Annotated in this window: 8 protein-coding genes; 4 read left to right on the top strand and 4 right to left on the bottom strand. The window is 73.0% G+C overall.

Going from position 1 to position 12,540, the window contains the following annotated elements; all coding sequences use genetic code 11:
* Positions 1-161 precede the first annotated feature (161 nt).
* Both DZF91_RS13955 and DZF91_RS13950 read right to left on the bottom strand, forming a co-directional pair.
* Positions 162-1,370, bottom strand: a complete 1,209-nt coding sequence (locus tag DZF91_RS13955) for an FAD-dependent oxidoreductase (protein ID WP_158587941.1) — start codon at positions 1,368-1,370, stop codon at positions 162-164.
* Between the two features lie 369 nt (positions 1,371-1,739).
* Positions 1,740-3,221 carry a carotenoid oxygenase family protein gene (locus tag DZF91_RS13950; protein WP_117357897.1) on the bottom strand — a complete coding sequence of 494 codons (1,482 nt, stop codon included), beginning with the start codon at positions 3,219-3,221 and terminating at the stop codon, positions 1,740-1,742.
* 49 nt (positions 3,222-3,270) lie between these two features.
* Here DZF91_RS13950 and DZF91_RS13945 point away from each other — a divergent pair, with 49 nt between their 5' ends.
* The 4 genes from DZF91_RS13945 (at position 3,271) to DZF91_RS13930 (ending at position 8,035) form a co-directional block, all read left to right on the top strand.
* On the top strand, positions 3,271-3,993 hold the full coding sequence (locus DZF91_RS13945) for a TetR/AcrR family transcriptional regulator (protein ID WP_117357896.1): 723 nt from the start codon (positions 3,271-3,273) through the stop codon (positions 3,991-3,993).
* A gap of 221 nt (positions 3,994-4,214) precedes the next feature.
* A complete protein-coding gene (locus DZF91_RS13940; RefSeq protein WP_117357895.1) occupies positions 4,215-6,911 on the top strand; it encodes a discoidin domain-containing protein in 2,697 nt (898 codons plus the stop codon).
* A 10-nt stretch (positions 6,912-6,921) separates the two neighbouring features.
* Positions 6,922-7,749, top strand: coding sequence for a phosphotransferase (locus DZF91_RS13935; RefSeq protein WP_235834270.1), 828 nt, complete (start codon positions 6,922-6,924; stop codon positions 7,747-7,749).
* A 49-nt stretch (positions 7,750-7,798) separates the two neighbouring features.
* Entirely contained in the window at positions 7,799-8,035 is a 237-nt protein-coding gene (locus DZF91_RS13930) for a TFIIB-type zinc ribbon-containing protein (RefSeq protein WP_117357893.1), read from the top strand.
* Between the two features lie 114 nt (positions 8,036-8,149).
* Here the strand turns inward: DZF91_RS13930 and DZF91_RS13925 are convergent, their stop codons facing one another.
* The gene (locus DZF91_RS13925) at positions 8,150-10,687 is read right to left on the bottom strand and encodes a polynucleotide kinase-phosphatase (RefSeq protein WP_117357892.1); all 2,538 of its coding nucleotides are present in this window, start codon (positions 10,685-10,687) and stop codon (positions 8,150-8,152) included.
* Entirely contained in the window at positions 10,684-12,441 is a 1,758-nt protein-coding gene (locus tag DZF91_RS13920) for a 3' terminal RNA ribose 2'-O-methyltransferase Hen1 (protein ID WP_117357891.1), read from the bottom strand. Before DZF91_RS13920 ends, DZF91_RS13925 begins: the two co-directional genes overlap by 4 nt.
* Positions 12,442-12,540: the final 99 nt, after the last annotated feature.

Raw genomic sequence — 12,540 nt, 5'->3', positions numbered from 1 at the left:
TCGCAAAATCGAGCCTTTCCGATGCCACCAGGACATGCGGGCACGACGGATCGCATCCGCATGATCAGTGGTGGGTGCGCACACCGGGCCGGCCACCGCACAGCGGCGTCCTGCATCCCTCAAGGCGCGAAGAAGTACGTTACCTACTCGTTGGGCAGTCGTCAAGTCGCGGACGCGCGGACGACATGAAGGGCCGCGGGCGGCCGGGAGACGGCCAGCGCGCTCAGCTCGTCGTGGCGGCGGTGGCTGAGACTGCGCAGCAGCGTTCCCAGCAGGGCGGCTCCCGCGGCGCCGGGCGCGAATGATGTCAGGTTGAGCAGCGGTCTGCTGTGCGCGAGGGCGGTCGGTCCGCTGAGACGGAGGGCGTCCCGCGCGAGTGTTCCCGCGAGGACGGCCCGGCGGCGCCGGGTGCGTTCGTACGCGCGCAGGGCGGGGGCAACGTCCGACCGTCCGGAGACCGACGCCAGTTCGGTCATCAGGACGGCCACGTCCTCCAAACCCTGGTTGAGGCCCTGCGCGAGGATCGGCGGCATGCCGTGGGCGGCGTCCCCGACCAAGGTGCACGGGCCACGGCCCCACGCGCGGGTGATCCGGTGCCGGGTATGCGGGAAGAACTCCAGGTCGTCGTCCGTGAGGGCGTCGAAGATGGCCGGGAGGGGCGCGGCGCAACCGCTGTAGCGCCGGCGGAGTTCCGCGAGCGGACTCGCCGGGACGGCGTCGCCGGCCTTCCAGGGGATGTCGAAGAAGAAGGCGAGCAGCCCGTCACCCGCGCTCATGAAGCCGCACTCGCGGGTGCGGTCGAGCACCATCGTGGAGCGCGTCCCAAGTGGGAAGGGTGCGGGGACCAGGCCCTGCCAGGTGCCCATGCCGGTCGGACGGGCGGGAGAGGCGTCGACCAGCTGCGCACGGACGCGCGAGTGGACGCCGTCCGCGCCTATGAGCAGGTCCGCCTGGTACTCGGTGCCGTCGGTGGTCGTGACGGTGACGCCGTCCCGGGTGTGGGCGAGGCTGGAGAAGCGCGCGTCGTACTGGACCGGTATGCCGGAGGCCAGCTGGCGGATGAGGGCGCGGCGCGGGATGACGACGGCGGGAGCGCCCGCCTCGCGGGTGATCCCGGTGAGGTCGCACTTCAGCACCGTCCGGCCGGTGGGCGTCCGGAGGTCGACCTCGGCGATGGGCTGTCCGGCGGTCTCGGGGTGGACGCCGAGGACGGACAGGACGGCGTTGCCGAACGGCCACACCGTGACCGCGCCGCCCCGGGTCCGGAGGGCGGGGGCCTGCTCCAGGACGGTGACCTCGTGGCCCGCGGCGAGGAGTCCGCGCGCGGTCGCGAGACCGGCGAGGCCCGCTCCGATGACAAGAGCGTGCACCGTTGCACCTCCGACGAATGGTAGTACTACCTTTTGTAGTGCAGACGGAGGCGGACGACCAGCCCCCAAATTCCGCACGCCGGAACTGCGAGGCGTGCGGAGAAGGCTTCCTTGAGCGTCTTGCTTAGGCTTCGGTGCCCTGCCGGTTGGGGGGACGGCGGGCAGTGGCCTGCGTTGTAGGTCCGCAGAGCTGGTCTGACAGCGGGACGGGCGGATGCGGGTCGCGTCCAAGTGGTGGTTCAGCGGATCGGTTCGTCTCTTGGTGTTCGCGCTGTCCGGCCTCGACCCGGGGGTCCCGCCGGTCACTTTTCGCCGCCGCTTGGCCGCGGCTGCCGGGGCGGGGCAGCGCGGCGGGACAGCGGTCGGCGGTCAGGGGGCGGTCGGCATCCAGTTGCCGTGGAAGCCGCTGGGAATGCGGGCCGGGATGTGGACCGAGCCGACGTGCTCCAGTGTCGCGGCGTCCAGGAAGACCAGGTCGCTGCGGTCGGTGGCGGTGTCGAGGACGTAGCCCATGAGGACGCCGTCGTCCTCGGCCGAGGAGTCCGACGACGGGACGAAGGAGAACTCGCTCGCGATGCGGCCCGGGCCGAGGTTGTGGACCTCGGTCTTGCGGTTCACCACGTCGTGCTTGAGGACGGCGTCGGGTTCGAAGACGGCGAGGTCGACGCGCTCGTCGTCGCCGAAGTCGGCTCCGGCCATGTCGAGTCCGACGCCGTAGCCGTACCGGTAGGGGCGTCCGACCAGGCGTTCGTCGTGGCGCGGGAACTCCTGCGGACGGTCGTCCAGCCGCTCGGTGCGGACGCGGCCGGCGGCGCGGTCCACCGTCCAGCGCTCCAGGCTGGGGGCGCCCTCGCCCGGGACCGTGGACGTGGCGAACATGCGCGGGTGGCGGATGACGTCCAGGACGACCGTGTCGCCGTCCTCGTAGGCGTTGAGCGGGTGGAAGACGTAGCACGGGTCGATCTCGAACCAGCGCACGTCGGCGGCGGCGCCGTCGCGCGGGAGGAGACCGATGCGGGCGGGACGGGACGGGTTCCAGGAGTACGGGAGGCCGGGGACGCCGCGGCGGCGCGTCCGGATGGCGGCGGCGACGAGCGGTTCGGGCAGCGTGCGGCGTCCGATGACGCGGGACAGCAGGGACGTCACGGGACGGGCGACGGCGGGCGGCATCCCGGTGGTGACGAGGCCGGGGTCGAAGGTGACCGGCAGGTCGTACAGGACGACGTGGTGCTGGGTCAGCGAGAAGTCGTGCATCATCGGGCTGCCGCCGACGTCGATGTCCACGACCTTGCGGACGCGTCCGGACCTGGTGAGGACGGTGTAGCGGACCTTGCCGCCGAGTCCGAAGAAGTAGGAGACGGCGTGCAGCTCGCCCGTCTCCGGGTCGCGGTGGGGGTGGGCGGTGTAGCCGCCGGCGAGGGTGCCGTCGAAGTCGCAGGGGCCGACGGTCTCCAGTTCGTCGGTGAGCTCGTACGGGCGGCAGCCCGCCTCGACCAGCGCGAACGTCCGTCCGGCGTGGGCGAGGACGTTGGTGTTGACGGCGTAGTCCATGCGCGCGTCCGTGCTGCCGGGGCGGGGCCGCTCCCCCATCCGGCGGGCCAGGTCGGCGTGCCGGACCCACCGGTTGCGGTACCACTCGGCGCGGCCGTCGCGCAGCCGGACGCCGTGGACCATGCCGTCGCCGGTGAACAGGTGGTACGTCGAGGGGTCGGGGGCGTCGAACGGGTTGGGGCCGATGCGGGCGTACCGGCCGTCGAGGTGGGCGGGGATCTCTCCGGTGACCCGCAGTTCGGTGAGGGTGAGCTCGTCGTGGACGGGGGCGTACTGGCCGTCCAGTATTCCGTTCGGCATCGGGTCCTCCGCTGCGAAATAACAGTGTTATGTGGGATATAACGCTGTTATGAGCGAGGTGTCAACGGCGTCGGGGAAAGCGGTTCCGGCGGCGGCCGTCCGGACGCGGCTGCTGGAGGCCGCCGCGCGGCTGCTGGCCCAGGAGGGGCCGAAGGCGCTGACGGCGCGCCGCGTGGCGGCCGAGGTCGGGGCGTCCACGATGGTGCTGTACACGCACTTCGGCGGGATGCCCGAGCTGGTCCGGGCGGTCGTGGACGAGGGGTTCGAGCGGCTGGCGGCGATGCTGGCGGACGTGCCGCCGAGCGGCGACCCGCTCGCCGACCTCGCGCGGCTGGCCGCCGCCTACCGCGCCAACGCGCTGGCGAACCCGAACCTGTACGCGGTGATGTTCGGCGGGAGCGTCCTCGCCGAGATCTGCCCGGACGACCAGGAGATCCGGACGGGGCGGTTCACCGAGGGCGCGGGCACCTTCGGTGTGCTGGTGGAGGCGACCGGGCGCGCGATGTCGGCCGGGCTGCTGCCGGGCGCGGGCGACGCCGACCCCGCCGACGTGTCCGCGCAGCTCTGGAGCGCCCTGCACGGCTACGTGATGCTTGAGCTGGGCGGACACTTCACCGCGGCGGACGAGGAGACCGTCTTCCTCCCCCTCCTGCGCACCCTCGCCGTCGGCCTCGGCGCACCCGTGTCGGACGGCATGGCCGACGCGATCCGCACCGCGCCGCAGCCCGCCTCAGAGCCCGAACCCGCACAGCCCGCCCAGCCCGCCGAGTAACCCCGCGCGCGAAGGACGCGCCGGTCCGGGGAGGGAGGCGGCCGGTAGCGGTCCCCGGGGCGCCGAGGATGGGGCGATGCAGGGCTGCTGGGGTTCGTCATGGTTTGCGGCTCTGGCCACGTTCGGTCCTGGTCTCCCCATGATTGCGAATTTCGTTCATCGTTCCCTGCAGGAGCCGCGGATCATGCGGTTCCGCAGCGGGGAACGAAGGGAATGCCGCCGTGGGCGAACGGGTGGGGTCCGGGTGGACGCGGCGTCCGGTGGCCTTGGTCGCCGGGATGCTCGCCGTGGTGCTGGGGGCGGCGCTGCTGACCGGCGCGTCGGCGGCGGGGGCGGCTCGGGCGGCGCTGCCGAGCGGGTTCCGGCAGCACACCGTCCTGTCGGGGCTGACGGCCCCCACGGCGGTGCGGTTCGCCCCGGACGGACGGGTGTTCGTGGCGGAGAAGAGCGGCATCGTGAAGATGTTCCAGTCGCTCACCGACACGAACCCGGTCGTGTACGCGGACCTGCGGCAGCAGGTGTTCAACGGCTGGGACCGCGGGCTGCTCGGGCTCGCCCTGCACCCGGACTTCCCGGTCGATCCGCGCGTGTACGTCCTGTACACCTACAACGGCGCGCTGGGCGGGACGTTCCCGAGGTGGCCGTCCGCGAACGGCAGCGACGACCAGTGTCCGGACCCGCCCGGGGCGAACAAGGACGGCTGCGTGGTCGCCGGACGGATCTCGGTGCTGACGCCCGCCGTGCAGGCGGCGGGCGCGCTCGCGTCCCGCGCGGACGCCGGGCCGGTGACGGAGAAGGTGCTGCTGGAGGACTGGTGCCAGCAGTTCCCGAGCCATTCGGTCGGGACGTTGCAGTTCGGCGCGGACGGGATGCTGTACGCGGGCGCGGGTGACGGCGCGAGCTACACCTACGCCGACTACGGGCAGACCAAGAACCCCTGCGGCGACCCGCCCGGCAAGGCCGGCGAGAACCTGAAGGCGCCGTCGGCCGAGGGCGGTTCGCTGCGCGCCCAGGACGTCCTCACACCGGCGGACCCGACCGGACTGGACGGCGCGATCATCCGCGTCGACCCGGACACGGGCAAGCCCGCCGCCGGGAACCCCGCGACGACCGGGGACGAGAACGCGAAGCGGATCATCGCGCACGGGTTCCGGAACCCGTACCGGTTCACGATCCGGCCGGGGACGAACGAGGTGTGGGCGGGCGACGTCGGGCTCAGCACGTGGGAGGAGATCGACCGCGTCCCGGCGCCGCCGACGAAGGTCGCCGACTTCGGATGGCCCTGCTTCGAGGGGAACGGGCACAACCCCGGATACGAGGCGATCGGTCTCAACGCGTGCCAGCGGCTCTACGGCGCGGGCGCGTCGGCGGTGGTGCCGCCCTACTTCACCTACAAGCACTCCGAGAAGGTCGTGCCCAACGAGACGTGCGGGACGGGCAGCTCCGCGATCAGCGGCACGGCGTTCTATGACGGAACCGTGTATCCGCAGCGCTACAAGGGCGCGCTGTTCTTCACCGACTACGCGCGCAAATGCGTGTGGGCGATGCGCGCGGGCGCGAACGGGCTGCCCGACCCGAAGAGCGTGGAGACGTTCGACGCGTCCGCGGGTGCGATCGTGGACCTGGAGAGCGGTCCGGGCGGCGACCTGTTCGGCGTGGACGTCATCGGCGGACGCGTCGTCCGGTGGGTGTACGAGGGCGGCAACAACCCGCCGGTCGCGGCGATCAAGTCGGACGTGACCAGCGGCGGGCTGCCGCTGACCGTCCACCTGGACGCGTCGGCGTCGTCCGACGCGGACGGCGACCTGCCGCTCGCCTACGACTGGGACCTCGACGGCGACGGGACGTACGGGGACTCGCACGACGCCGCCCCGACGGCGACGTTCACGAAGCTGGGCTCGTACCAGGTCGGGTTGAGGGTGACCGACGCGCGCGGCGCGTCCGACACGGCGACGCTGCGGATCACGGCCGGGTCCACGCCGCCGGTCGCGAAGATCACCCAGCCGGCGGCCGGGACGACCTGGCAGGTCGGCGACCGGATCTCGTTCTCCGGGACGGGCACCGACGCCGAGGACGGCACGCTCACCGGCAAGGCGCTGAGCTGGCAGATCATCATGCACCACTGCCCGAGCACCTGCCACACGCACGAGATCACCGCGCAGGACGGGCCGTCCGGGTCGTTCGTCGCGCCCGACCACGAGTACCCGTCCTGGCTGGAGCTCCGGCTGACCGCGACCGACTCGTCCGGGATCACCGACGTGAAGAGCGTGGAGCTGCATCCGAGGACGGCGAAGCTGACGCTGGCGAGCAGTCCGGCGGGCATCCCGCTGACGCAGGGGCAGCGCACGGCGAACGCGCCGTTCACCGGGACGGTCATCAAGGGGTCGGTCGTGTCGGTCGCGGCTCCGACCGGTACGCGGATCGTCGGCGGACGCGCGTACGAGTTCGTGGGGTGGTCCGACAAGGGCGGGGCAGCGCACAACGTCACGGTCGGGAAGGACACGACGCTGACCGCCACGTACCGCCTGAAGACGAACCTGGCGCTGAAGCGTCCCGTGACGGCGTCCAGCGTCGAGCAGTCCTGGTACCCGGCGCGCAGCGCGGTGGACGGCAACCCGAAGACGCGCTGGTCGAGCAAGCGGACCGATCCGCAGTGGCTCCGGGTGGACCTCGGCTCGGTGCGGCAGGTCGGCTACGTGATCCTGCGCTGGGAGTCGGCGTACGCGACGGCGTTCCAGGTGCAGGTGTCCCGGGACGGCCGCACGTGGACGACCGTCCACGCCCGGACGAACGGGAACGGCGGCACGGACTTCGTGCCCTTCACGCCCGTCCAGGCGCGGTACGTCCGGGTGTACGGGACCAAGCGGGCGACGGCGTACGGCTACTCGCTGTGGGAGATGGAGGTCAACAACAGGTGATACTTGCGTGGTGTCCGCGCAAGTCATCTATGACCGGAACGGCGTGCTGGTGCTCCGTGCCCGGGACGTGGTCGCCAAGGCGCACCGTCCCGGCCGGGCCCTCGGGCCCGAGTTCGCCCGCCGCGTCGAGATCGCCGCGTCCCTGCCCGAGCTGTTCAACGCACCGCTGGGGCCGCCGCTGGAGGTGGAGGGGCGGACGGTCACGCTGGAGCGCTACGGCACGCCCGTCGATCCGCACGATCCGCCGTGGGAGGACGCGGCGCGCCTCCTGGCCGCGCTGCACGCCGTCCCGGTGCCCGCCGGCGCACCGCCGTTCGGGCGTCCGGCCCGGGTGGCGCGCGCGGTGTCGCGGATGGGTGAGGGCGGGGCCGCGGACGTGGTGCGCCGCGCGTTCGCCGCGCTTCCCGCGTGGGTGCGAGGGGACGCGCCCGTCCCCGTGGTGGCGAACGAGCGGCTGCTGCACGGCGACTTCCATCTGGGCCAGCTCGTGCGCGCGGGGGACGCCGGCACGTGGCGGTTCATCGACGTGGAGGACATCGGACGCGGTGACCCGGCCTGGGACCTCGCGCGTCTCGCGGCGCTCTTCGCGGCGGGCGTCCTCGCACCGGACGCCTGGGGCCGCTTCCTGCGCGCGTACCGGGACGCGGGCGGTGCGGCGGTGCCGTCCGCGGAGGGGTCGGAGTGGACGGTCCTGGACGTCCCGTCCCGCGCGCTCGTGGTGCAGATCGCCGCGACGTCGGTGCGGCTGGCCGCCGAGGAGAAGCGTGATCTGCACCCCGAGGAAACCGGTCTGGTGGGTGCGTGCGTCAGAATCGCAGAGCTGCCAGCACTACCTTAGATTTACCCTTTGATTACTCGGCAGCTGGACCGGAAGGACGACATAGGCGATGCACTGCCCCAAGTGCCACGGCTTCATGCGCACGTACAACCGCAGCGGCGTCCAGATCGAGCAGTGTGACAACTGCCGTGGCGTCTTCCTCGACTACGGCGAGCTGGAGGCCCTCGGCCGCCTGGAGTCCGGCTACCACGCCGCGCCGCCCGCCCCGCACTGGGGACACCACGGCGGCCACCACGGCCACCACGGGCACCACGGCGGTCTGTTCCACGCGCTCTTCACCACCTGATCCCGACGCGAAACGGCCCGCACCGGAAGGTGCGGGCCGTTTTCCGTTCTCAGAGCCCGGCGCTTGCCACCGCGCCGGCGCGGGGGGCGCTCCGGCGGGGGCTGAGCGGGACGCTCAGAGGCGCGGGTCCACCGGCTCGGACTCCAGGGCCAGGACGGCGAACACCGCCTGGTGCACGCGCCACAGCGGCTCGCCGGCGACGAGCCGGTCGAGGGCCGTGAGGCCGAGCGCGTGCTCGCGCAGGGCCAGCGACCGCTTGCGGCCCAGGTAGCGTCCGCGCAGCCGGTCCAGGTGGTCGGAGTAGTCGGGGCCGTAGATGATGCGCAGGTACTCGCGTCCGCGCACCTTCAGGCCCGGCTGCACCTTGCGGTCCTCCGGCGGCGGGCCGAGCGGCTTCACGACCATGCCCTCGCCGCCGTCCGCCGTGAGCTTCTCCCACCAGGACGTCGCCTCGGCCTCGGACAGCGGATCGGCGAGGTCCACGACGCGCGTCGCGGTGCTCCGGACGAGACCGGAGTCGTCGGCCGCGGCGAGCCGTCCGGCCACGGCCATGTGCCAGTCGTGGCCGCGGGTCGCCGCCAGGGCCTCCCCTTCGGCGGCCAGCACCTGGAACGGCGCGATCCGCAGGTCGCCGAGGCCGTCCACGTCCCAGCAGTAGCGGGCGAAGGCGTCCCGGAACCGCGCGGCGTTGGCGGCCCGCTGCTCGGTGCGTTCCCGCAGGTCCGCGACGTCGAGGCCGCGCGCGTGCGCCTGCGCGAGGACCGTGGACGCGGCCGGGAGCGCGGCGCGCGCGGCGGCGGCGGTCGCCGCGTACTGCGTGCGGATCAGGTCCATCGCCTTCGCCGACCAGGGCAGCAGCTCGCAGTCCAGGACGAGCCAGTCGGTGCCCAGCTCCTCCCAGAGGCCCGCCTTGCCGATGGCGTCGCGCAGGCGCGCGAGGACGGCGTCGGTGCGTGACGCGTCCTTGAAGAAGGACCGTCCGGTACGGGTGAACAGCGCCCCGGTCGTGCCGTCGTCCATGTGGAACCGCGCCTCGGCCGTGGCCGCGTCGCGCGCGACCACGGCGATCGCGCGGGAGCCCATGTGCTTCTCCTCGCAGATCACCTGGGTGAGGCCGAGGTCCCGGTACGCGGCGAACGCCTGCGCGGGGTGCTCCAGGTAGTCCGGCAGGGGCGAGGCGTCCGCCGGGGCCATCGTCGGCGGCAGGTACACCAGCCAGCGCGGATCGACCGAGAACCGGCTCATCACCTCCAGCGCGGCCAGCGCGTTCTCCTCGCGCACCGCGACGCGTCCCATCAGCGCGGTCTCCACGCCGCGCGCGTCCATGACGTCCTCGATCCGCAGCAGGTCGCGGTCACGGTCGCGGGACCCGGTCCCCAGCGGACGCGTCGGCTCGTACCAGACCTCGTGCGCGGGCGTCTGGACGAGCCGCCGCTCCGGGTAGCGCAGCGCCGTCAGCTTGCCGCCGAACACGACACCGGTGTCGAGGCAGATGGTGTTGTTGACCCACTCGGCGTCCGGGACGGGTGTGTGGCCGTAGACGACCATCGCCTCGCCCCGGTAGTCCCGCGCCCACGGGTAGCGGACGGGCAGCCCGTACTCGTCGGTCTCGCCGGTGGTGTCGCCGTAGAGCGCGAACGAGCGGACGCGGCCGGACGCGCGCCCGTGGTACTCCTCCTTGAGGCCCGCGTGGGCGACGACGAGCCTGCCCCCGTCCAGGACGTAGTGGCTGATCAGGCCGTCCATGAAGCGGCGCGCGCGCTCGCGGAACTCGTCCGGCTCGCGCGCCAGCTGCTCCAGGGACTCGGCCAGGCCGTGCGCGACCTTCACCTTGCGGCCGTTGAGCGCGCGCACGAGCTTCTGCTCGTGGTTCCCCGACACGCACAGCGCCGTGCCCGCCTCGACCATGCCCATGACCAGGCGCAGCACACCGGGCGAGTCCGGGCCGCGGTCGACGAGGTCGCCGACGAACACGGCGGTGCGCCCCTCCGGGTGGCGCGCCCCGACGGCCCGTCCCTCCGCGTCGCGCTCGACGCCGTAACCGAGCTCGCCGAGCAGTTCCTCCAGCTCGGCGCGGCAGCCGTGGACGTCCCCGATGAGGTCGAACGGGCCGGTCAGCTCCCGCTTGTCGTTCCACGCCTTCTCGTACACGACCGTCGCCGCGTCGATCTCCTCGACGCCGTTCAGGACGTAGGACCGCTTGAACTCGCGGCTCTGCAGGGACCGCAGCCCGCGCCGCAGCTCGCGCCGCTGGCGCGGGACCACGTGGTCGGGCAGGTCGCGGTCCGGCCTTGCGGCGTTGCGCGCGGTGGCCACGGCCTCGGGCACGTCGAGCACGATCGCCGCCGACATGACATCGCACTCCCTGGCGATCCTCAGCAACTGCTGGCGCGGTCCCGTCTGGACGTTCGTGGCGTCCACGACGGTCAGCAGACCGCGCCGCAGCCGCGTCCGGACGATGTGGTGCAGCAGCTCGAACGCGTCGCCCGTCGCGGACTGGTCGTTCTCGTCGTCCGACACCATCGCGCGGCAGCGGTCGGACGAGACGACCTGCGTGGGCGTGAAGTGCCGGCGCGCGAAGTGCGACTTGCCCGATCCGGACACGCCGACGAGCACGACCAGCCCCATCTCGGGCAGCCTGATCTCGGTCATCGGGCGCTCTCCTCTCGGGCCTCGAAGCCGTCGGCGTCGGGGGCGGCGGTGGGGGTCTGGGGGCTGGTGGCGTCCACGGCGGTCTCGGGGGACGGGGTGGACGTCACGGACGCGGCAGGCGTTGCGGGCGTTGCGGGGGCGGGGGCGGTGGTCGCTTCGGGCTTGGAGGGGACGGGCTTGTCGGACGGGTCGCGGGTGAAGACGGCCATCTGGGTCGGTGCGCCGACCTCGGCGTCCAGGTCGCCGACCGGGACGTATCGGACGCGGTAGCCGTGCTCGGCGGCCACCCGGTCGGCCCACGCGGCGAACTCGGCGCGCGTCCACTCGAAGCGGTGGTCGGGGTGGCGCATCGCGCCGTCCGCGAGTCCGTCGTAGCGGACGTTGTACTCGGCGTTCGGGGTCGTGACGACGACCGACGCCGGACGCGCCGCGCCGAACACCACGTTCTCGACGGCCGCCAGGCGCGGCGGGTCGATGTGCTCCACGACCTCCATGAGGACGGCCGCGTCGTACCCCTCGAACCGCCGGTCGGCGTAGGTCAGGGCGGACTGGAACACCGCCACGCGCCCCTTCCCGCGCGAACCGGCCGGAACGCGCGAATCGGCGGGACGGCGCGGACCGCTGGAACGGCGCGGGTCGGCGGCGTCGTCCGGCAGGCCGCGGCGGTGCATCATCTCGATCGCGCGGTACGACACGTCCACGCCGGTGACCTTCTCGAACGTCCGGTCGCGCTTCAGGTGCGCGAGCAGCTTGCCGGTGCCGCAGCCGAGGTCGATCACGGTCCGGGCGTCCTGCTCGCGCAGCGCGGCGAGGACGGCCTCGATGCGCCGGTCCGCCAGCGAACCCTTGGGCTCCTCCTCCGCCGCCGGAGGCTGCGAGGTCGCGGAGGTCTCCGCGTCGGTCGGCGACTGCGACGTCGCGGGGCCCTCCGCGTCGGTCGGCGGCTGCGGAGCCGCGGGCGTGTCGGGGGTCGGCTCCTCGTCGAGGGAGGCGTGGTCGAGAGCGTCCTCGGGCGCGTCGTCGGAGTCGGCGAGGCGGCCCAGGGCGGCGCGGACGAGCGGCCGGCGGTTGGCCAGGTAGCGGCGGATGATGTGGGAGCGCTCCGGGTGCGCGGCGAGCCAGCCCTCCCCCGCGCGGACGAGCTTGTCCACCTCGTCCGGCGCGATCCAGTAGTGCTTCGCCTCGTCCAGCACCGGGAGCAGGACGTACAGCTGGTTGAGGGCGTCGGCGAGGCGGACCTCGCCGGTCAGCGTCAGGCTCACGTACCGCGAGTCGCCCCAGGCGGGGAAGGCCGGGTCGAGCGGCACGGACACGGCCTCGACCCGCCAGCCGAGCGGCGCGAAGTAGCGCTCGGCGCGCTCGGGACCGCCGCGGCAGGGCAGCGAGGGAAGCGTGATCTCCAGCGGGAGCGGGACGTCCGGCAGCTCGGGCCGGGCGTCGCAGCGTCCGCGCATCGCCGTGCGGAACACGCCCGCCATCGCGGACGCGAGCAGCGACGACGCCGCGTACGGACGGTCGTTCACGTACTGGCCGAGGGCGAAGTCGGGACTGTTCTTGCCGCGCGTCCGCACGAGCTTGACGGGGTCGACCTCCAGCAGCAGCGCGGCGGTGCAGCGCGTCTCGTCCGCTTCGGGGTAGAAGACGTGCGCCGCGCCGGACGCCTGCTCGAATCTCTGCACCTTGCCGGGGTGCTTGTGGAGCAGGAAGCCCAGGTCGGTCGCGGGCGCGCGCGTGGTCGAGATCGTCAGTAGCACGCGCCCAGAATGCCGGAATCGCCCAGGAGCGACCACCGGTTTGTCAGGGGGTGCGGAGCGGGCGTCCCAGCGGGTCGGCTACGGGCGTCCTGGCCGTCG

This window comes from Actinomadura logoneensis, assembly GCF_003428695.1.
Lineage (GTDB): Bacteria > Actinomycetota > Actinomycetes > Streptosporangiales > Streptosporangiaceae > Spirillospora > Spirillospora logoneensis.
The sequence above is the reverse complement of the archived record's forward strand: the minus strand, read 5'-3'. Positions and strand labels throughout refer to the sequence as shown.